The organism is Mesorhizobium sp. WSM4310, from assembly GCF_007003935.1.
Taxonomy (GTDB): domain Bacteria; phylum Pseudomonadota; class Alphaproteobacteria; order Rhizobiales; family Rhizobiaceae; genus Mesorhizobium.
The window spans coordinates 70,198-90,427 of the sequence record NZ_VFTA01000019.1 but is presented as its reverse complement, the minus strand read 5'-3'; the positions used below and the strand labels follow the sequence as shown (position 1 = coordinate 90,427).

Genomic DNA, 20,230 nt, shown 5'->3' with positions numbered 1-20,230 from the left:
ATTTCACGGGGAAGCCTGCCCCCGGAATGTTTTGGCTGAAAGCATGCTATTGGCGGGCCGCGATCGCCGCCGCCGCGCCCACCATGAAGCCAGCGGCGGTGCGGTTCAGCAGCTTCAGCGCGCGCGGCGATTTCAAGAACCAGCGCGCCTTGGCGGCGAGCGCCAGGTAGGGAACCAGCACGACGAACAGCACGACCACCGTCAGCGCGGCGAGAATGCCGTAATCGGCCAGCGTAATGGTCTTCAGGTCGACGATGGTCGGCGTGATCGCGAGGTAGAAGATCATCGTCTTCGGATTGCCGAGCGTGACGGTGAGGCCGGCGATGAAACTCGACACCAGCCCGCCCTTGCCCTTCCGGGCCTCGACCGTTTCGGGCGTGATGCCGGCGGTCCAGAAGCGCCAGCCCAGAAATGCCAGATAGGCAACGCCGGCCCATTTGATGGCCAGGAACACCATGCCGAAGGTCTGCGCCACGAAGGCGAGGCCGAGCACCACGGCGGTCAGATAGGTGAGGTCGCCCAGCATCAGGCCAAAGGACATGGCCAGCGACGAGCGAAAACCGGAGCCGAGCGCCCGCGCGACAAGCGCGGTGACGCCGGGGCCGGGAATGGCGGCGGCGATGCCGAGGGCGGCACTGTAGGCGAGGAAGCCGGTGAGGGTCATGGATAGGTCCCAGATTGAAGGGCCATATTGCATACATCCGAATGGAATTGAATTTCCTGAGGATTGGATTTGATTGCACCAGACAGCGCGGTCTTCGCCCTATAAGGCCCCCCTCATCCGGCCGCTTCGCGGCCACCTTTGCCGGGGCGAGTCACGGGCCTCGCCCGTCCTTCGGGCCCCCGTGGGGGAGAAGAGAAAGGCGCCGGTGCTAACAAGCTCCTGTCCCCGAGGGGGAGAGGTCGGATTGCCCCGAATTGCCCTTCGCAATTCGGTTGGCAATCCGGGTGAGGGGGTCTGCATTGTCCAAGCAGGATCAGGAACGGCCGCCGTCATAGGTCACACGCCAGATCGTACCGTTGCCGTCCTCGGTCATGATCAGCGCCCCGTCATGGGCCACCGCCACGCCGACCGGCCGGCCCCAGACCTCGCCGTTGGAAACGACGAAGCCGGTCATGAAATCCTCATATTCCCCGGTCGGCCTGCCGTCCCTGAACAGCAGGCGGACGACCTTGTAGCCGGTCCTGTTGCCGCGATTCCACGAACCGTGCAGGGCGACGAAGGCATCCCCCCGGTATTCCTTGGGAAAACCGCTGTCGGCGGGCAGGTCCTTGCGGTCGTAAAAGGTGATGTTGAGCGGCGCCGAATGCGCCTGCATCAGCACATCGGGAATGGTTGCCTTGCCGGCGAGGTCGGGCCGCGCGCCCTTGTGACGCGGGTCCTCGTGGTTGCCGATATAGTACCAGGGCCAGCCATAATACGCGCCGTCCTTGACCGAGGTGGCGTATTCGAACGGCACATTGTCGCCCAGCGCGTCGCGCTCGTTGACGACGCACCACAGCGCCCCGGTCGCCGGCTGGATGGTCATGCCCGAGCAGTTGCGCAGGCCGGTGGCGACGATGCGGCCGTTCTTGCCGTCCGGATCGAAGGCTTGCACGTCGGCGCGCCCCTCTTCGGAGCCCCAGCTTGCGCCGAGCGGCTGCGATGTCACCCACGCGTCGAGGCCGCCATCCGGCGCCTTGCCCATGTCCTCGGCGACGTTCGAACCGGAGCCGACCGACAGATAGAGCGTCTTGCCATCCGGCGAAAAGACGATGTCGCGGGTCCAGTGATGGTTCGAGGGAATGTTGGCGACGATGATTTCCGGTTCGCCGGATGCCTTCAGGTCGCCACCGCGGTAGGCAAAGCGCACGATGCTGTCGCTGTTGGCGACATAGACCCATTGCGGATCATCGCCCGGCGGATAGAAGGCAATGCCATAGGGCTGGTTGAGATTGCCGGCGAAAATGCGGTCCTCGGCGGGCTTGGCGCTGTCCTTGGCCAGGCGATAGACGCGGATCTGGTTGGCTTCGCTGTCGGCGACGAACAGGTCGCCATTGGGTGCGACGCGCACGGCGCGCGGATTGTTGATGCCGGAGGCGATCAGTTCGGCCGAAAAACCCGGCGGCAATTGCGGCTTCGCGCCCGTCGGCATGTCGGCAAGGCCGGCGCTGTTCGACACCGACTTGGTGACGTAAGGCTTCGGCAGGTCTTCCGGCTTGATCAGGCGGCGCACGCCCGGTCTATCGGCACGCCAGTCGCCAAAGGCGGCCGCACCCTTCAGCACCGGCTGGTCGGTCTGCTGGGCGAATGCCGCGCCTGTGAGAAAGAGGGCGGGGATCACCAGTCCGGCCAATCGGATCATCTTGTCCTCCATCTGGTCGCGAAGGAAACCAACGGCCGGCTTGTCTCCGGGTTCCGCCTCACTCGACCTGATGAGGAAGCGAAAGTCCGGCTTTATGTCCCGGCCGCGTAAAAATCGTCGTCGAGGCGTTTTTCCAGCGCGACGAGATCGGCCGGCAGCGGCAGGCCCATGGCGCGCATTTCCCGCAATTTCTCGCGCAATTGTTCCTGGATTTCGTGCTGGTCTTCCGGCTGGTTGACCATTTCCTCGAGCAGCAGGCTGATCCGGGCCTTGAGTTCTTCGAGCGCCATTCTTTTTCTCCTTGCTGCCCGTTTCGATTTTGGCACTAAGGTGCAGAGCTTCAGGTCAGGCCGAGCCAAAAATGGTCGATACCGAGAACCGGAGCGTACTGGTCGTACGCATCACCCGAACATCCACACCTTAGCGCAACATGCGCGATATCAACTGCGCCGTATAATCGACCATCGGCACGATGCGGGCGTAGTTCAGCCGGGTCGGGCCGATGACCCCGAGCGCGCCGACGACGCGGGCGTCCTTGTCGCGATAGGGCGCGACAACCAGCGACGAGCCCGACAGCGAAAACAGCTTGTTTTCCGACCCGATGAAGATGCGCACGCCCGATCCCTGCTCGGCGAGGTCGAGCAGCTGGATCAGCCCGTCCTGCGTTTCCATGTCCTCGAACAGATGCCGCAGCAGCTCGATGTCGGCCTGGGCGGTGACGTTTTCGAGCAGGTTGGCGCGGCCACGCACGATAAGCCGTGCCGGCAGGCCGCTTTCGGCGCCCGCCCACACCGCCAGGCCTTTCTCGACGAGGTCCTGCGACAGCGTGTCGAGGGCCGCTCTCGTCTCTTCCTTGATGCGGGCGATCTCGGTGCGCGCCTCCGCCAGCGTACGGCCGCGAATATGGGCGTTGAGGAAATTCGAAGCCTCGTGCAACTGCGAGACGGTGATGCCCGCCGGCAGCTCGACGACGCGGTTCTCCACGTCGCCATTTTGCGACACCAGCACGGCGAGCGCCTTGGTCGGCTCGAGCTGGATGAATTCGATATGCTTCAGCGCCACCTCGTTCTTGGCGGCCAGCACCAGGCCGGCGCCGCGCGACATGCCCGACAGCATCTGGCTGGCCTCGGTCAGCATGTGCTCCAGCGTCGCGCCAGAGCCTGAGGCCCGCACCTGCGCCTCGATGGTGCGGCGCTCCTCGTCGGAGAGGTCGCCAAGTTCCATGAAGGCATCGACGAAGAAGCGCAGGCCGGCCTGCGTCGGCAGCCGTCCGGCCGAAATGTGCGGCGCGTAGATCAGGCCGAGATGCTCGAGGTCGCTCATCACATTGCGGATGGTGGCCGGCGACAGCGAGGACGGCAGGATGCGCGACAGGCTGCGCGAGCCCACGGGCTCGCCATCCCTGAGATAGGAATCGACGATGCGCCGGAAGATGTCACGAGAGCGCATGTCGAGTGATTGAAGTGCGAGCGGCTGCGAACCCGGATCGATTGCCTTGGTCATTCGGCCAAAAACCTCCGTCCTCAGGATATAGACTTCGGCACGGTGGGCGCAACCGGTCTCTGTATCGGATCGCCCGGTCCGTTTTCCTTTGCGCGCTGCCCCCCATGCGGCTAAAAGCCGGCCACGATTCCGAAAAATGACTGGGAAAGAAGCCTGAATGCGCCCCTCCAAACGCCAATTCGACGAAATGCGCGCCATCTCCTTCGAGCGCGGCGTCTCCAAGCACGCCGAAGGTTCGTGCCTGGTGAAGTTCGGCGACACCCATGTCCTGTGCACGGCGAGCCTCGAGGAGAAGGTGCCGGGCTGGATGCGCAATTCCGGCAAGGGCTGGGTGACGGCCGAATACGGCATGCTGCCGCGCTCGACCGGCGAGCGCATGCGCCGCGAGGCCTCCGCCGGCAAGCAGGGCGGCCGCACGCTGGAAATCCAGCGCCTGATCGGCCGCTCGCTGCGCGCCGTGGTCGATTTGCAGGCGCTGGGCGAGCAGCAGATCACCGTCGATTGCGACGTCATCCAGGCCGATGGCGGCACCCGCACCGCCTCGATCACCGGCGGCTGGGTGGCGCTGTACGACTGCCTGCGCTGGATGGAAGCCCGGCAGATGGCCAGTGTTTCGAAGGTGCTGAAGGACCATGTCGCGGCGATTTCCTGCGGCATCCATGACGGCCAGCCGGTCATCGACCTCGATTATCTCGAGGATTCCGCGGCCGGCACCGACGCCAATTTCGTCATGACCGGCAAGGGTGGCATCGTCGAGATCCAGGGCACGGCCGAGGGCGAGCCTTTCTCGGAAGACCAGTTCGCCGAGTTGATGGGCCTGGCCAAGAAAGGCATTTCGCGGCTGGTGAGTTTGCAGCAAATGGCGGTGGCGTAGGTTTTAGATGCCGAGCCCAGGCACCCCCCTCTGGCCTGCCGGCCATTTCCCCCTCAAGGGGGGAGATCGGATGTCATCTCGGCCTTCGCCAATCTCCGGCGTTGCAAGATGGGCGGCGAGATTGAGGCTGCTGATCTCCCCCCTCGAGGGGGAGATGCCCGGTAGGGCAGAGGGGGGTGCCTCGTGACACCCAATGCAATTTTGGAATCAGCGCTCTATGTGACTGATCTCAACGCGGCCGAGCATTTCTACACCGACATCCTCGGCCTCACGTTCCTCGGCAAGGTCGACGGCAGGCATCTTTTCTTTCGCTGCGGGCCGGGCGTGCTGCTCATCTTCAACGCCGAGGCAACCAAGATCCCGCCGGCGCCGGATGCCCGGCTGCCGGTGCCGCCGCACGGCGCGGTCGGCGAAGGTCATCTCTGCTTTGCCGCCAGCGCGGATGAAATCGTGGCTTGGAAAGCGCATCTCGAGGCGAAGAAGATCGCCATCGAAAGCGAATTCGAATGGCCGCAAGGCGGCCGTTCGCTCTATATACGCGACCCCTCGGGCAATTCGATCGAGTTCGCCGAGCCGAGAATCTGGGGCCTTTGATGCATACACTTGATGGCAAGAAGATCGTCGTCGCCAGCCACAATGCCGGCAAGCTGCGCGAATTCGCCGACCTGATGGGACCGTTCGGCTTCGAGGCGAAGTCGGCCAAGGACTACGGCCTGCCTGAACCGGACGAGACCGGCACGACCTTCGAGGAAAACGCCTACATCAAGGCGTTGGCCGCGGCGAAGGCGACCGGCCTGCCGGCGCTGTCGGACGATTCCGGCCTCTGCGTCGACGCGCTCGACGGCGCGCCCGGCGTCTACACCGCCAACTGGGCCGAAACCCCTGACGGCAGCAGGGACTTCGCCATGGCCATGCAGCGCACCGAAGTGGCTTTGCAGGAAGTCGGCGCGGCCTCGGCCGAACAGCGCAAGGGGCGCTTCGTCGCCGTCATTTGCCTGGCCTTTCCCGACGGCGCGGCCGAATATTATCGCGGCGAGGCCGAAGGCACGCTGGTCTGGCCGCCGCGTGGTGAGCTCGGCTTCGGTTACGATCCGGTGTTTTTGCCCAATGGCTTCGACAAGACGTTTGGCGAGATGAGTGCTGAGGAAAAGCACGGCTGGAAACCCGGCCAGCCAACGGCGCTCTCACATCGCGCCCGCGCCTTCCAGAAATTCGCCCAAGCACGGTTGGATCTGCCGGGATTGGGCTCGGCATGACCGGACCTGGCATGATCATGCCGCTCGACCGCAGTCCCGGCTTCGGCGTCTACATCCATTGGCCGTTCTGCGCGGCCAAGTGCCCCTATTGCGACTTCAACAGCCATGTCCGCCACCAGCCGGTCGACCAGGAGCGCTTTGCCGCCGCCTTTGAGGCGGAACTGGCGACGATGCGTGAGCGGACCGGGCCGCGCGAGGTGACCAGCATTTTCCTCGGCGGCGGCACGCCCTCGCTGATGAAGCCGGAGACGGTGGCCAGGGTTCTGGACGCCGTGGCGAAGAACTGGACGGTGCCTGACGGCATCGAAGTGACGCTGGAGGCCAACCCGTCCTCGGTCGAGGCCGAACGCTTTCGCGGCTATCGCGCGGCCGGCGTCAACCGCGTCTCGCTCGGCGTGCAGGCACTGAACGACAAGGATTTGCGCTTCCTCGGCCGGCTGCACAATGTCGACGAGGCGCTGCACGCCATCGGGCTCGCGCGCGAAATCTTTCCGCGCCTGTCCTTCGACCTGATCTACGCCCGGCCGGGCCAGACGCCGGAAGCCTGGGCGGCCGAGCTCGAACAGGCGATCGGCCACGCCGCCGACCATCTGTCGCTCTACCAGCTGACCATCGAGGAAGGCACGCCCTTCCACGCCCTGCATGCGGCAAAGAAATTCGTCATTCCCGACAATGACCACGCCGCCGACCTCTATGCTTTGACGCAGGAGATCACCACGGCGCACGGCCTGCCGGCCTATGAGATTTCCAACCACGCCCGGCCGGGCGCGGAAAGCCGGCACAATCTGACCTATTGGCGCTATGGCGAATATGTCGGCGTCGGCCCCGGCGCGCATGGCCGCTTCGTCGAGAACGGCCGACGCACGGTGACGATCGCCGAGCGGATGCCGGAGACCTGGGCCAACCTCGTCGAGGCCAAGGGCCATGGCGTCACCGGCGGCGAGATCCTGACACGTTCGGAAGAGGCCGACGAATTCCTGCTGATGGGGCTGAGGCTGGCCGAAGGCATCGACCTTTCGCGCTACGAAGCCTTCTCCGGCCGCGGCCTGTCGAGCGCGCGGCTGTCGGTGCTGCAGGGCGAGGGACTGGTGGCGCCGATCGGCAATGCGCGCCTGCGCGCCACGCCCGCCGGCATGATCGTGCTCGACGCCGTGGTGGCGGATCTGGCGCGCTAGGCCAAAAGGTAGTTTTCTGCTCAGGCAAAGATGCTGTGGGTTTGGCTGAAAACCATTACGCCGTTTCCGATGTGGGTGCGACATGAAGTATCTGATCCATGAGACGCTGCGCACGGTGAACACTGATGATGTCTTCGAGTTTGGATTGACCGAAATTTCGAAGCCACAGGCCGACGAGGATTTCTACCAAGCCGATGCCGTAATTATCAAAAATCAGAAGGTTATATCGAGGCACAGGCCCTCAGGCATGACTGAGTTCGATGTGGTTCGGGGCTTTCTTGCCTATGTCGGCATAAATCTAAGGGCACTGCCGCGCGAGCACGCGGTGGAGTTTGAACTCCATGGACTGACGCTTGACCAGTACATACCGCTGACCAAGTCGATACGCGAAATGTTCGATGAGTAGTGCCGCAGCCGCAGGCCCGCTGAATCAGGAAGCCAATAACTGTTGAAAAACGTCCTCTTCGTCTGCAGCCAGAACCGTTTGCGCAGCCCGACCGCCGAGCAGGTGTTTTCAAAGCGCGGGGATATCGAGGTCGCCTCGGCGGGGACCAATCATGACGCGGATACGCCGCTGACGCATGAGCTGGTCGCCTGGGCCGACATCATCTTCGTCATGGAAAAGGTGCACCGCACGAAACTGCAGAAGAAATTCAAGGCCAGCCTGAAGCAAGCCCGGGTCATCTGCCTCGATATACCGGATAATTATGAATTCATGGATCTCGAGCTGATTGACCTTCTGAAGGCGCGCGTTTCACGCTATCTGGGGTGAACCAGTCATCCCCGGGTCCATGCCGCGTGGCTCCGCCCGCTATAACGAAGCGAGAGCAGTCGCGGCCAGAGATCGCAGTGGTCAGGCGTCGTGCTTGAAACGGCGCTTGCCGCGATCCTTCTCGGCATGCGCCTCTCCGTTGCGGGCCGGTTTGGCGTCGGCCTTTTCGCGGCGAACGCTGTGCTGGTCGTTCATCGGATGTGGCGGCACGCCTTCCCTGGCGCTTTTCGTTTCAAGACGGGTGATGAAGATATCGAAGCGATTGGGCATCGTCCGGTCAGTGCTCCGTCGTGCTGTCTGGTTGGTTGTCGGAAAGCCTGACATTCGTCGGCAGGGCGGTCGTCGCCCGCTCGGTCAGGCTAGTGTCGGTCTTGGCAGGCAGGCGCTTGTCCCTGGGGCCGGCAACGCGCTTGCGGCCGGCATAGTAAGGCTCGAAAGCGTCCTGTATCTTCAGGCTGTCCATCCTGTCCTCCCTTTAGGAATCAGGGGCTAAATCTGCCAATGCCGGTTTGGTTCCCTACTGTGGCGAAGGCATGGCGATCACCTTACATCGGCGTGAGCTTTTGCAAGCCCGCGCCAGCCATGCCAAACAAGATTTGGCAGGCCAACAGGGCTGAATGGAGACGGCATCAGTGACCGACGAGACGGGCAAGCGCATCTATGTCGTCGGGCAGGCCGAATTTCCCGCCCGTCCGCTCGAGCCGGCGCTCTATCTGGTGGCGACGCCGATCGGCAATCTCGCCGACATCACGCTGCGCGCGCTGGAGACGCTGGCCGCCGCCGACATCGTTGCCTGCGAGGACACCAGGGTGTCGCGCGTGCTGCTCGACCGCTACGGCATCCGCCGCCGCACCACGGCCTATCACGAGCACAATGCCGGCGAGGCCGGGCCGAAGCTGATCGCGGCGCTTCAGGCCGGCCAGAGCGTGGCGCTGATTTCCGATGCCGGCACGCCGCTCGTCTCCGATCCCGGCTACCGGCTGGTCGGCGAAGCAATCGACCAAAGCATTCGCGTCGTGCCGATCCCCGGCCCGTCGGCGCCACTGGCCGCGCTCACCGCGTCAGGCCTGCCGTCCGACGCTTTCCTGTTCGCCGGCTTTTTGCCGGTGAAGACTGGGCAGCGGCTGACGCGGCTGGAGGCACTGAAGGCGGTGCCGGCGACGCTGATCTTCTTCGAATCGCCGCGCCGGTTGGCCGAATCGCTCGGCGCCATGGTCGAGGCGCTCGGCGGCGAGCGCAAAGCCGCAATCGGCCGCGAATTGACCAAGACCTTCGAGGAAATGCGCACCGGCACGCTGCGGGCGCTGGCCGACCACTATGCGGCCGCCGACACGCCGAAGGGCGAGATCGTCGTCTGCATCGGCCCCGCCGAGGCCAAGGCGGACGAGCCCGAAGACATTGACCGCCTGCTTTTGTCGCTCGCCGCCGAAATGCCGGCCTCCAAAGCGGCGGCGGAGGCCGCGAAGATGACCGGCGGCCAGAAACAGGCGCTTTACCGGCGGCTGCTGGAACTCAAGGACACCTCAGGAGAAGGCGACGGTGGCTGAGCGCCCGAGCGCCAACCGCCGGAAAGCCTATCGGCGCGGCCATCGCGGCGAGTGGCTGGCGGCTGCCGCGCTGATGCTGAAGGGCTACCGCATCCTCGCGCGCCGCCATCGCACCCGCTTCGGCGAGATCGACCTGATCGCGCGGCGAGGCGATCTCGTGCTGTTCGTCGAGGTCAAGGCTCGGCGTTCGCTGATGGAAGCCATGGAAGCGATCGGCCATGAATCGGAGCGCCGCATCGAGGCCGCCGCCGACATCTGGCTCTCGCGGCAGGCGGACTATGGCAGATTGTCGATGCGCTTCGACATGGTCGCCGTGCTGCCCTGGCGCTGGCCGGTGCATGTCGAGAATGCGTTTTATGGGCGGAATTAGAAGGGAGGCGCTCCTTGCTCCGCCCGTGGATGACGAAGTCGAGGAGTCTCAAGCGTTGCTCGCCCTTCGCCGGCTCAGGGCGTTCGTCGTTCGGAAAGCCAAGCAATTGGCTTTCCGTCCGCTTCGCGGACCACTCCTCACCCCCAGATCAGCAATGCGACCAGCCCGACGATACCCACCACCAGCCGCCACCAGCCGAACAGCGCGTAGCCGTTGCGCGAGACGTAGTCGAGCAGGAAGCGCACCACGATGAGCGCCGCGACGAAGGCGGCGACGAAACCGATGGCGATGATCGGCAGGTCGGCCGAGGTCAGCACGTTGCGGTTCTTGAACAGGTCGAAGGCGAAGGCGCCGACCATGGTCGGGATCGCCAGGAAGAAGGAAAATTCCGCCGCCGCCCGCTTGTCGACGCCCAGAAGCAGCGCGCCGACGATGGTCGAACCCGAGCGTGACGTGCCGGGGATCAGCGACAGGCACTGGAACAGGCCGATCTGCAGGTAAAGCCTGGTCGGGAAGCGCTCCACATCGCGATAGACCGGTTTCAGGTTCATGCGGTCCACCGCCAGCAGCACGACGCCGCCGATGATCAGCATGATGCAGATGAGCCTTGGCGATTCGAACAGCACCGTCTTGATGAAATCATGCGCCAGCGCGCCGATGATCGCCGCCGGCAGGAAAGCGATCAGGATGCCGATGACGAAATGCCGCGTCAGCCGGTCATGCGGCAGGTCGAGCAGCATCTGCCACAGGCGGCGGAAATAGACGCTCAGGATCGCCAGGATGGCGCCGAGCTGGATCAGGATCTCGAAGGCCTTGCCGGTTGAATTGAAGCCGAGGAAATGGCCGGCGAGCAGGATATGGCCGGTCGAGGACACCGGTATGAACTCGGTCAGGCCCTCCAGCAGGCCGAGCAGCAGGGCTTCGACGATGGTCTGGCTTTCCATGGCTACCTCGGCTTTGCGCGACGGCTAACTGAACGGCTTGCTTGTCATGGCGTTGAAGTCCCCCTATAGGTCGCAACACCCTGACGGCCCGCTAACCGGGCGGCCAAGACTTACCGGTGCGCCCGGCGATTCGCCAGTGTGCAATCCGGAATTCGCCTCACCCGGGAGTAGCGCGATGCGCGAATTCCGGATTCTGAGCCACACTGTGACTTTAAGTTCTAGTGCGGTTTGGATTTGAAGTTCCTGAACGCTGATGCCATTGAGGGGGCAGGAACTTCAAATCCACCACACCAGTGCGCTTTATCATCGCGGAACCATGCTGACGCTTTTCCATCATCCCATGTTCGCCACCTGCCGCTTCGTCCGCCTTGCTTTCGGCGAGTATGGCGAGGAGCTGGCGCTGATCGAGGAAAAGCCGTGGACGCGGCGCAAGGAGTTTCTGGCGCTGAACCCGGCCGGCACGCTGCCGATCCTGCTCGCCGAAGGCGACGTGCCGATCGTCGGCGCGACGGTCATCTCGGAATATCTCGACGAGACCCGCGGTGTGCTCAAGCGCGACAAGCGGCTGTTCGCCGAAGACCCGATGCAGCGCGCCGAAATCCGCCGGCTGATCGACTGGTACCTCAACAAGGCCGAAAGCGAAGTCACCCGCCATCTGGTGCGCGAACGCGTGCTGAAGCCGATCATGCCGGAAACCGCCGGTGGCGGTTCGCCCGATTCGGGCGCGATCCGTGCGGCGCGCGCCAACATCCGCCAGCACATGAAATACACCAACTGGTTGGCCGGCACCCGCCATTGGCTGGCCGGCGGCCGGGTCACCTATGCCGATCTCGCCGCCGCCGCGACGTTGTCGGTGCTCGACTATCTCGGCGAGATCGACTGGCGCGAACATGCCGCGGCGCGCGAATGGTACACGCGGGTGAAGTCGCGGCCCTCCTTCCGGCCGCTCTTGACCGACCGCGTGCGCGGCCTGTCGCCGGTGTCGCACTATGCGGACCTCGATTTCTGACGCCGCAAAACTGCGCGCGCTGATCGACGCGGAGGCGCAGCGCGCCGGCTTCGATGGCATTGCCGTCACCACCCCCGACGCGATCCCGCTGGCTCCGGCTCGCCTGGCCGAATTCGTTGCCGACGGCTTTCACGGTTCGATGGACTGGATCGCCGAGACGATTGCAAGGCGCAGCGAACCTTCCACGCTTTGGCCTGACGTGCGCTCGATCGTCGTGCTGGCGATGAACTATGGGCCGGATCATGATCCGCGTGTGCTGCAGGCCAGGCATGACCGGGGCGCAATCTCGGTCTATGCGCAGAACCGAGATTATCATGATGTGATGAAAGGCCGGCTGAAGGAAATCGCCGGCAAGATCGTCGCGCGCGCCGGCGGCGACGTTAAGGTGTTCGTCGACACCGCGCCGGTGATGGAAAAGCCACTGGCGCAAGCCGCCGGTCTCGGCTGGCAGGGAAAACACACCAATCTGGTCAGCCGCGAGCACGGCTCCTGGCTGTTCCTCGGCACCATCTTCACCACGGCCGAATTGGTCCCCGACCGCCCCGAGATCGACCATTGCGGCTCCTGCCGCGCCTGCCTCGACGCCTGCCCGACCGATGCTTTCCCGGCGCCCTACCGGCTCGATGTGCGGCGCTGCATTTCCTACCTCACCATCGAGAACAAGGGGCCGATCCCGCACGAATTCCGCGAAAAGATCGGCAACCGCATCTATGGCTGCGACGATTGCCTGGCCGCCTGCCCGTGGAACAAGTTCGCCCGCGCCGCGTCGGAAGCAAAACTCGCCGCGCGCAACGATCTGCGCGAGCCGCCGCTCGCCGACCTGCTCGAACTGGACGACGCGGCCTTCCGCGCCTTCTTCTCCGGCTCGCCGATCAAGCGCATCGGCCGCGACCGCTTCATCCGCAACGTGCTGATCGCCGCCGGCAATTCCGGCGATGCCGCGCTCGCAGTCCCTGTGCGCGCGCTGCTCGGCGATCCCTCGCCGCTGGTGCGGGGCGCGGCAATATGGGCGCTGGCGCGGCTGGTGCCTGACGCCGAATATGCCGTGCGGGCCGCGACCGGTCTGAAAACCGAGAACGATGCGGCGGTGCGCGAGGAATGGCGCCTGGCGCGGCCAGACGGGGCGCATGCATGAGTGAAAAGCAGATCTTCATCTTCGGCGCCGGTTACTCCGGCAAGGCCTTTGCCCGCGCCAACAGGGATGCCGCCGCGATCCTTGGCACAACGCGGTCCAATGAAAAATTCGCGGCCCTGCGCCAGGCCGGCATCGCGCCGCTGCTGTTCGATGGCGCGTTGACCGGCGAAATCGGCGAAGCGCTGCAAAAAACAACCCATCTGGTGATTTCGGTCGCCCCGGAAGAGGCCGGCGACCCCGTCTTGAATGCCGCCCGGGAGGCGATCGAGGGGATGCCGGCGCTCGAATGGATCGGCTATCTCTCGACCGTCGGCGTCTATGGCGACCATGGCGGCGCCTGGGTCGACGAAACGGCCGCATGCCGGCCGGTGTCGAAACGCTCCGTCATGCGGGTCGAGGCTGAGCAGGCGTGGCTGAAGCTCGGCGGGGAAATCGGCAAGCCGGTGGCGATCCTGCGCCTGTCTGGCATTTATGGTCCTGGCCGCAATGCGCTGGTCAATCTGGAAAACGGCACCGCGCGGCGGCTGGTCAAGCCCGATCAGGTGTTCAACCGCATCCATTGCGACGATATTGCCGGGGCGTTGTGGCAACTCATCGAGGACAACAAGGGCGGGATCTTCAACGTCACCGATGATGAGCCGGCGCCGCCGCAGGATGTCGTTGCCTATGCCGCGTCGCTGATGGGCGTCGAGCCGCCGCCGGAAATTCCTTTCGACACCGCCCAACTTTCGCCCATGGCGCGGTCCTTCTATGGCGAGAACAAGCGTGTCGCCAATGCGGCGATCAAGGCGGCGGGCTATCGCTTTCGCTTTCCCGACTACCGCGCCGCCTTCGACCATATGTGGGCAAGCGGCGACTGGCGCGACGGCGAAGCGCGCAGCCCGATGAAGGGCTAAGCAATTCCAGGAAAGGCGTGAAACGGTTTTTCCTCAGGAATTGCGCCAAGGGTTAGGGCGATCGAAGCAGGCTGCGTTGCGTGCTATGATTCGGCCTTGGGATGCGGTGGGATCCGGTTTCATGAAGACAGCGTCACGGCCGGTTGTGGCCAAGAAATCACTGCTGGCGGCAGCACTTGGCCTGTTCGTTCTGGCCGCGCAGCCCGCGGCGGCCGAGGAACGGGCAAAGGACCTGTTCGGCGCCGAAAAATTGCCGACCGCGACCACCCCGCAATCCTTCGGCTTCTACTCCAAGGGCTGCTTCGCCGGTGGTGTCGCCATCCCCATGGACGGCCCGACCTGGCAGGTCATGCGGCCCTCGCGCAACCGCCGCTGGGGCCACCCGGCAATGATCGCGCTGATCGAGAAACTGTCGCGCGACGCCGCCGCCGACGGCTGGCCGGGCCTTCTGATCGGAGACATTTCGCAGCCGCGCGGCGGCCCCATGATGACAGGCCATGCCTCGCACCAGATCGGGCTCGATGCCGACATCTGGCTGACACCGATGCCTGACCGCGCCATGACCAGGGCGCAGCGCGAATCGATGAGCGCCACCTTGATGGTCGACGAGAAGACACATCTGGTGAAGGACGCGCTGTGGACGCCGCAGCACACCGCGCTTCTGAAGCGGGCGGCGAGCTACCCCGAGGTGGAACGCATCCTGGTCAATCCGGGGATCAAGAAAAAGCTCTGCGACACCGTCAAGGGCGACCGCGGCTGGCTGCGCAAGATCCGGCCGTTCTGGGGCCACGACTATCATTTCCATATGCGCATCGGCTGCCAGCCGGGCTCGCCCGACTGCAAGGCGCAGGAGGCGACGCCGGATGATGACGGCTGCGGCAAGCCGCTGGCCTGGTGGTTCACCGAAGAACCATGGCGGCCGAACAAGAACCCGGATGCGCCGAAGGCCCGCGACGTGATGACGATGGCCAACCTCCCCAAGGAATGCCGCGCCGTGCTCGACGCGCCGAGCCCGGATTCGGCCGAGGCGGCGACCTATCATGGCGGCGCCGTGCCGGTCGCGGTCGCCGCACCCGAACCGAAGGTGCCATCGCAGCCTGCCGTCGCGGCCGGTGGCAGCGGCGATTTGCCAGGCGCGGCAAATGCTTTCGCCGCGACGCCCAGGATGGGCGCGCCGGTGCCACGGCCACGGCCGCCCGCGAACTGATTGCCTCCGCGCCACCGGCCGGCTCAATCGGTTTAGCCAGCTGTTTTCGGGAAATAGTGGCCGTTTGGCCGCAGAACCCCTCTCCGTGCGCGGACGGGTTCGAAAACCGTTTCCCTTTTCAAACTCATGCGCTAGTCAACGGAGGAACGGCGAGACGCCGTCAGGGGGCGCCGGAGACGGACGAGAGCATGCCAAGCGTAAGCGATACCGACACGTCGTTGCGGTTTCCGATCCTGATCGGCGACATTGGCGGCACCAATGCGCGCTTTTCGATCGTGCTTGACGCCAATTCCGAACCGACCGAGCCGCAGATCGTCCAGACCGCCAATTTCAACACGATCGATGAGGCAATCCAGGCGGCGGTGCTCGACCGCTCGTCGGTCCGCCCCAATTCGGCGGTGCTGGCGGTGGCCGGCCCGGTCGACGGCGACGAGATCGAGCTCACCAATTGCCCGTGGGTCGTCAAGCCGAGGCAGATGTTCGCCAATGTCGGCTTGAGCGACATCGTCGTGCTCAACGATTTCGAGGCGCAGGCGCTGGCCGTCGTGGCGCTCGGCGAAGAGCATATGGAAAAGATCGGCGGCGGCACGCCTGAGCCCAATGCCGGCCGCGTCGTGCTCGGGCCTGGAACCGGTCTCGGCGTCGCCGGGCTGGTCTATGCGCTACACCACTGGATCCCGGTGCCCGGCGAGGGCGGCCATATGGACATCGGCCCGCGCACGCCGCGCGATTTCGAGGTGTTTCCGCATATAGAGAAGCTCGAGGGCCGCATTTCCGGCGAACAGATCTTGTGCGGGCGCGGCCTCGTCAACGTCTACCGGGCTGTCGCCAAGGCGGACGGCAAGCCGGCGCCCTTCACCACGCCGGCCGAGATCACCGGTGCCGCGCTGGCCAAGACCGATCCGGTGGCGCAGGAAGCGCTGGAGACCTTCGTAACCTGCCTTGGGCGCACCGCCGGCGATCTTGCCCTGGTGTTCATGAGCCGTGGCGGCGTGTTTTTGACCGGCGGCATCGCGCAGAAGATCGTGCCAGCGCTGAAGGAGGGCAATTTCCGCGCCGCCTTCGAGGACAAGGCGCCGCACAGCGCGCTGATGCGCACCATGCCCGTCTATGTCATCACCCATCCGCTGGCGGCCCTTCTCGGCCTTGCCGCCTATGCCAGGAACCCGTCGCTGTTCGGCGTCCAGACGGCCGGCCGGCGCTGGCAGGCCTGAACCCCCAGCGCGAATCGTCGGGGCGCCCGCGACGAAGTTAATCAGCCGCGGGCATAGGCAAGCCGGCCGCATGGCGCTAAGAGGAGTGCCGAATTGCAGCCCGGTCCCAGGCGAAAAACCCACGAAGCTCCCGATTTGACACTTCAAGCTCCAAACAAGCAGAAAGCCAGCGTTGGCGAAGTCAACGCCGTGCTGCGCCGCATCCTCTCCGAAAACGGCCGCGATCATCGCTGGTCCTATGTCGTCGCCGTCTCCTGCATGCTGCTGGTGTCGGGCACGACCGCCTTCACGGCCTGGATCATGAGCCCGATCGTCAACCAGATCTTCTACGAACGGCGCGGCGACCTGGTCGTGTGGATTTGCGCCGGGATCATGGGGGCCTTCCTGGTGCGCGGCTTCGCCGGCTACGGCCAGGCGGTGGCGCTGGCCACGATCGGCAACAATCTGGTGGCGCGCTACCAGAAACGCATCTTCGACCATCTGATGAAGCTCGGCGTCGGCTTCTTCAACGATACGCGCTCCGGCCGGCTGGCGGCGCAGGTCAACGAGAATGTCGGCGGCATCCGTGACCTCTTGTCGATCACGCTGACATCCATCACCCGCGACGCGGTGACCCTGGTCGGCCTTGTCGGCATCATGATCTACCAGGATCCGGTTCTATCGCTGAGTTCGCTGCTGATCGGACCGCCGCTGATCTGGGCGGTCGTCCACCTGACGCGTCGGGTGCGGCGTATCACGCGGGAATCCGTGCTGATCAATTCCCGGCTGATCGGCGCTGTCCAGGAAGCCACGCAAGGCATCGCCATCGTCAAGGCCTTCACCATGGAGGAACAGCTGGCGAGCCGCATCGGCGCCTTGGCCGACACGGCCGAACAGCGGTCGAACAAGATCGCCCGCGTCTCGGAGCGGCTGGCGCCGATTTCCGACATGCTGGCCGGCCTCGCCGTCACCTCCGTCATCGCCTATTCCGGCTACCGGGCACTCGTTCTCGGCCAGCCGCCGGGCGCGGTGTTTTCCTTCATCACCGCGCTGATCCTGGCCTACGATCCGGCACGGCGCCTGGCGCGCATGCAGGTCGGCATGGAGCGCGCGCTGGTCAATGCCCGCATGATCTACGAACTGCTCGACCTCGAGCCGCAACAGGGCGACGCGCCGGATGCCGTCGAGGCACACTTCACGTCGGGTGAAGTGCGCTTCAACAACGTGTCCTTCCGCTATGTCGAGGAGACGCCGGTGCTGCAGGAGCTGAGCTTCGTCGCCGCCGCCGGCAAGATGACCGCCATTGTCGGCGCCTCGGGCGCCGGCAAGACGACGCTGGTGGCGCTACTGCAGCGTTTCTACGACGTCGAGTCCGGCACCATCGAGGTCGATGGCCAGGACATTTCCAAGGTGACCAAACAGTCGCTGCGCGGCTCGATCGCCTATGTCTCGCAGTCGCCCTATCTGTTCGAAGGCACGATCCGCGACAACATCCGCTATGGCCGCATCTCGGCCACCGACGCCGAGATCGAGCGCGCGGCAAGCCAGGCAGCGGCCGACGAGTTCATCCGCCAGCAGCCGCAAGGCTACGACACGCCGGTCGGCGAGAACGGCGCGACGCTGTCCGGCGGCCAGCGCCAGCGCGTCTCGATCGCCCGCGCCATCGTGCGCCAGGCGCCCATCCTGCTGCTCGACGAGGCGACCTCGGCGCTCGACAACGAGGCGGAGGCCCGCGTCCAGGAAGCGCTGACCCATGTCATGGAAGGACGCACCACCATCGTCATCGCCCACCGCCTGTCGACGGTGGTCAATGCCGACCACATCGTCGTCATGGAACAGGGCCGGGTGGTCGAGGAAGGCACGCATGCCGCGCTGATGGCAGATCCGCACAGTGTCTATGCACGGTTCCACAGGGTGCAGGGCAAGAAGGGTCTGGGGCTTGTCGATGACAGCAAGCCGATCCAAACTCCGGTCCGGGCCACGCGTGCGAAAAAGACGGCGGTGAGGAGCACATGAACGATCAAGGCGATATGGGCCTTGTGGTGGTGGGGGCAGCCGGCCGCATGGGCCAGACGCTGATCCGCGCCATCCACACCATTCCGGGCGCCCGCGTCATCGGCGCGGTCGAGCGCGCGGATTCGCCCCATCTCGGCAAGGATGCCGGCGAGCTCGCAGGCATAGGCATCATCAACGTGCCGATCGGCGATGATCCGCTGCCGGTTTTCGCCAAGGCCGACGGCGTGCTCGACTTCACCACGCCGGGCTCATCCGTCGAATTCGCCGGCTACGCGGCGCAGGCGCGCATCGTCCACGTCATCGGCACCACCGGCTGTTCGGCCGACGACAATGCCAGGATCGCGGCCGCGGCGCGCCACGCGACGATCGTCAAGTCGGGCAATATGAGCCTCGGCGTCAATCTCCTGGCGGTGCTGGTCGAACAGGCGGCACGCGCGCTCGACGCCGACGATTTCGACATCGAGATTTTGGAAATGCACCACAAGCACAAGGTCGACGCGCCTTCGGGCACGGCATTGCTGCTCGGCGAGGCCGCCGCCGCCGGGCGCGGCATTGCGCTCGCCGGCAATGACGTGCGTTCACGCGACGGCCATACGGGCGTGCGAAAAACCGGGTCCATCGGCTTCGCCACGCTGCGCGGCGGCTCGGTGGTCGGCGACCACAGCGTCATCCTCGCCGGCACCGGCGAGCGCATCACGCTGTCCCACCATGCCGAGGACCGCGCCATCTTCGCGCGCGGCGCCGTCAAGGCGGCGCTGTGGGCCCGTGGCAAGAAGCCAGGACTCTATTCGATGCGGGACGTGCTCGGCCTGAGCTGAAGCGGCCAATCTGCCAATTTTGCCAATCTGAAGGAGCAAACATGTCGAGAACCCTCGTGCTCGTGCGCCATGGCCAGAGCGAATGGAATTTGAAGAACCTGTTCACCGGCTGGCGTGACGTCGACCTGACCGAGCAGGGTCACGCCGAGGCCAAGGCCGCCGGGCAAAAACTCAAGGCGCGCGGCATGAAGTTCGACATCGCTTTCACCTCGGCGCTGAGCCGGGCGCAAAAGACCTGCCAGCATATTCTCGACGCCGTTGGCCAGAGCGATCTCAAGACCATCCGCGACCAGGCGCTCAACGAGCGCGACTATGGCGACCTTTCCGGCCTCAACAAGGACGATGCCCGCAAGAAATGGGGCGAGGAGCAGGTGCATGTCTGGCGCCGCTCCTACGACGTGCCGCCGCCAGGCGGCGAAAGCCTGAAGGACACCGGCGCCCGCGTCTGGCCTTACTACCTGCATGATCTGCAGCCGCACGTGCTGCGCGGCGGCACGGTGCTGGTCGCCGCGCACGGCAATTCGCTGCGCGCGCTGATCATGGCGCTGGACGGCAAGTCGGGCGAGGAGATCGTCAAGCTGGAACTCGGCACCGGCGTGCCGGTCATCTACCAGCTGAACGCCGATTCGACCGTGGCGTCGAAGGAAGTGCTGGAGGGCTGACGCTTGCTGAGCCGGCAAGCGGAAGTCCAGGCCTCGGCTGGAACATCGCGCTTTAGCCAAAGCCGTGTTTCCAGCTTTCGGCGGCATGGTCCAAAAAGCGCGTTGACAGCAATCGCTTGCCCGCTTACATGAGCCCGCACCAGCCCAGATGGCGGAATTGGTAGACGCGCACGGTTCAGGTCCGTGTTCCGCAAGGAGTGGAGGTTCGAGTCCTCTTCTGGGCACCAAATTCCCGTTTCGAACCGTTCGATGGTTCAGAAACCCAAAGAAAAAGCCCGGTTCGTCCGGGCTTTTTCTTTGTCCGGCATATCGGCGTTGTCCGGTGCCCGACTGTCAGCGAACTGACAGGTTCCTCCAGCCAATGTCTCGCCGGGTCGCGATCGTCAATGCCCGGTTCCACAACCGCTCTCGTCGGGCCAACCGTCACGGCACCCTCGATTGCCGTCGAAGGGACCGACCCGACAAAGCTTTGACATGATCGCGGCTAGTTTAGAAACATTCAAAATTG

Annotated in this window: 23 protein-coding genes and 1 tRNA gene; 17 read left to right on the top strand and 7 right to left on the bottom strand. The window is 64.8% G+C overall.

Annotated features, from left to right (window positions below; translation table 11 throughout):
• Positions 1 to 46 precede the first annotated feature (46 nt).
• The 4 genes from FJV80_RS20545 to hrcA form a co-directional block, all read right to left on the bottom strand.
• Positions 47 to 664: a LysE family translocator gene (locus FJV80_RS20545; protein WP_095773406.1), complete on the bottom strand. Its 618-nt coding sequence runs from the start codon at positions 662 to 664 to the stop codon at positions 47 to 49.
• 313 nt (positions 665 to 977) lie between these two features.
• Positions 978 to 2,345 (bottom strand): sorbosone dehydrogenase family protein, encoded by a 1,368-nt coding sequence (locus tag FJV80_RS20540; RefSeq protein ID WP_142877265.1) that lies wholly within the window; start codon positions 2,343 to 2,345, stop codon positions 978 to 980.
• A gap of 92 nt (positions 2,346 to 2,437) precedes the next feature.
• The gene (locus tag FJV80_RS20535) at positions 2,438 to 2,635 is read right to left on the bottom strand and encodes a hypothetical protein (RefSeq protein ID WP_010912574.1); all 198 of its coding nucleotides are present in this window, start codon (positions 2,633 to 2,635) and stop codon (positions 2,438 to 2,440) included.
• 130 nt (positions 2,636 to 2,765) lie between these two features.
• Positions 2,766 to 3,848 carry a heat-inducible transcriptional repressor HrcA gene (hrcA, locus tag FJV80_RS20530; protein ID WP_010912575.1) on the bottom strand — a complete coding sequence of 361 codons (1,083 nt, stop codon included), beginning with the start codon at positions 3,846 to 3,848 and terminating at the stop codon, positions 2,766 to 2,768.
• A gap of 157 nt (positions 3,849 to 4,005) precedes the next feature.
• On the opposite strand from hrcA, the gene rph reads away from it, so the two are divergent.
• From rph to FJV80_RS20495, 6 genes are all read left to right on the top strand, one after another.
• Positions 4,006 to 4,722 (top strand): ribonuclease PH, encoded by a 717-nt coding sequence (gene rph / locus FJV80_RS20525; protein ID WP_095773405.1) that lies wholly within the window; start codon positions 4,006 to 4,008, stop codon positions 4,720 to 4,722.
• A gap of 183 nt (positions 4,723 to 4,905) precedes the next feature.
• Positions 4,906 to 5,316, top strand: a complete 411-nt coding sequence (locus FJV80_RS20515) for a VOC family protein (RefSeq protein ID WP_095788618.1) — start codon at positions 4,906 to 4,908, stop codon at positions 5,314 to 5,316.
• Entirely contained in the window at positions 5,316 to 5,978 is a 663-nt protein-coding gene (gene rdgB / locus FJV80_RS20510; RefSeq protein ID WP_095773402.1) for an RdgB/HAM1 family non-canonical purine NTP pyrophosphatase, read from the top strand. Before FJV80_RS20515 ends, rdgB begins: the two co-directional genes overlap by 1 nt.
• Positions 5,975 to 7,153, top strand: coding sequence for a radical SAM family heme chaperone HemW (hemW, locus tag FJV80_RS20505; RefSeq protein ID WP_185975236.1), 1,179 nt, complete (start codon positions 5,975 to 5,977; stop codon positions 7,151 to 7,153). Before rdgB ends, hemW begins: the two co-directional genes overlap by 4 nt.
• 82 nt (positions 7,154 to 7,235) lie before the next feature.
• Positions 7,236 to 7,559, top strand: a complete 324-nt coding sequence (locus FJV80_RS20500) for a hypothetical protein (RefSeq protein ID WP_095773400.1) — start codon at positions 7,236 to 7,238, stop codon at positions 7,557 to 7,559.
• 42 nt (positions 7,560 to 7,601) lie between these two features.
• Complete coding sequence (locus FJV80_RS20495) at positions 7,602 to 7,925, top strand: low molecular weight protein tyrosine phosphatase family protein (protein WP_095773399.1); 324 nt, start codon at positions 7,602 to 7,604, stop codon at positions 7,923 to 7,925.
• Positions 7,926 to 8,006: 81 nt separating this feature from the next.
• Here the strand turns inward: FJV80_RS20495 and FJV80_RS20490 are convergent, their stop codons facing one another.
• Both FJV80_RS20490 and FJV80_RS20485 read right to left on the bottom strand, forming a co-directional pair.
• Positions 8,007 to 8,195 (bottom strand): hypothetical protein, encoded by a 189-nt coding sequence (locus tag FJV80_RS20490; protein WP_038650961.1) that lies wholly within the window; start codon positions 8,193 to 8,195, stop codon positions 8,007 to 8,009.
• Positions 8,196 to 8,202: 7 nt separating this feature from the next.
• Positions 8,203 to 8,388: a hypothetical protein gene (locus FJV80_RS20485; RefSeq protein ID WP_095788615.1), complete on the bottom strand. Its 186-nt coding sequence runs from the start codon at positions 8,386 to 8,388 to the stop codon at positions 8,203 to 8,205.
• A 154-nt stretch (positions 8,389 to 8,542) separates the two neighbouring features.
• On the opposite strand from FJV80_RS20485, the gene rsmI reads away from it, so the two are divergent.
• Both rsmI and FJV80_RS20475 read left to right on the top strand, forming a co-directional pair.
• Entirely contained in the window at positions 8,543 to 9,472 is a 930-nt protein-coding gene (gene rsmI, locus FJV80_RS20480; protein ID WP_095773397.1) for a 16S rRNA (cytidine(1402)-2'-O)-methyltransferase, read from the top strand.
• Positions 9,465 to 9,842 (top strand): YraN family protein, encoded by a 378-nt coding sequence (locus tag FJV80_RS20475; protein WP_095773396.1) that lies wholly within the window; start codon positions 9,465 to 9,467, stop codon positions 9,840 to 9,842. The genes rsmI and FJV80_RS20475 overlap by 8 nt, the downstream gene beginning before the upstream one ends.
• A gap of 137 nt (positions 9,843 to 9,979) precedes the next feature.
• Here FJV80_RS20475 and FJV80_RS20470 read toward each other — a convergent pair whose 3' ends face one another.
• The gene (locus tag FJV80_RS20470; protein WP_095788614.1) at positions 9,980 to 10,786 is read right to left on the bottom strand and encodes an undecaprenyl-diphosphate phosphatase; all 807 of its coding nucleotides are present in this window, start codon (positions 10,784 to 10,786) and stop codon (positions 9,980 to 9,982) included.
• Between the two features lie 316 nt (positions 10,787 to 11,102).
• Between FJV80_RS20470 and FJV80_RS20465 the strand changes: the two genes are divergently transcribed.
• From FJV80_RS20465 to FJV80_RS20425, 9 genes are all read left to right on the top strand, one after another.
• Positions 11,103 to 11,795: a glutathione S-transferase family protein gene (locus tag FJV80_RS20465; RefSeq protein WP_010912586.1), complete on the top strand. Its 693-nt coding sequence runs from the start codon at positions 11,103 to 11,105 to the stop codon at positions 11,793 to 11,795.
• Positions 11,776 to 12,930 (top strand): tRNA epoxyqueuosine(34) reductase QueG, encoded by a 1,155-nt coding sequence (gene queG / locus FJV80_RS20460; protein WP_142877263.1) that lies wholly within the window; start codon positions 11,776 to 11,778, stop codon positions 12,928 to 12,930. Before FJV80_RS20465 ends, queG begins: the two co-directional genes overlap by 20 nt.
• On the top strand, positions 12,927 to 13,826 hold the full coding sequence (locus FJV80_RS20455; protein WP_142877262.1) for an SDR family oxidoreductase: 900 nt from the start codon (positions 12,927 to 12,929) through the stop codon (positions 13,824 to 13,826). Before queG ends, FJV80_RS20455 begins: the two co-directional genes overlap by 4 nt.
• Positions 13,827 to 13,947: 121 nt before the next feature.
• On the top strand, positions 13,948 to 15,033 hold the full coding sequence (mepA, locus tag FJV80_RS20450) for a penicillin-insensitive murein endopeptidase (protein ID WP_142877261.1): 1,086 nt from the start codon (positions 13,948 to 13,950) through the stop codon (positions 15,031 to 15,033).
• Positions 15,034 to 15,221: 188 nt separating this feature from the next.
• Positions 15,222 to 16,247: a glucokinase gene (locus tag FJV80_RS20445; RefSeq protein WP_095773391.1), complete on the top strand. Its 1,026-nt coding sequence runs from the start codon at positions 15,222 to 15,224 to the stop codon at positions 16,245 to 16,247.
• A gap of 135 nt (positions 16,248 to 16,382) precedes the next feature.
• On the top strand, positions 16,383 to 18,242 hold the full coding sequence (locus FJV80_RS20440) for an ABC transporter ATP-binding protein (RefSeq protein WP_142877260.1): 1,860 nt from the start codon (positions 16,383 to 16,385) through the stop codon (positions 18,240 to 18,242).
• The gene (gene dapB, locus FJV80_RS20435) at positions 18,239 to 19,060 is read left to right on the top strand and encodes a 4-hydroxy-tetrahydrodipicolinate reductase (RefSeq protein ID WP_142877259.1); all 822 of its coding nucleotides are present in this window, start codon (positions 18,239 to 18,241) and stop codon (positions 19,058 to 19,060) included. The genes FJV80_RS20440 and dapB overlap by 4 nt, the downstream gene beginning before the upstream one ends.
• Before the next feature lie 41 nt (positions 19,061 to 19,101).
• Positions 19,102 to 19,722: a 2,3-bisphosphoglycerate-dependent phosphoglycerate mutase gene (locus FJV80_RS20430; protein ID WP_095773388.1), complete on the top strand. Its 621-nt coding sequence runs from the start codon at positions 19,102 to 19,104 to the stop codon at positions 19,720 to 19,722.
• 142 nt (positions 19,723 to 19,864) lie between these two features.
• A tRNA-Leu gene (locus FJV80_RS20425) sits at positions 19,865 to 19,949 on the top strand.
• The last annotated feature ends 281 nt before the right edge of the window (positions 19,950 to 20,230 follow it).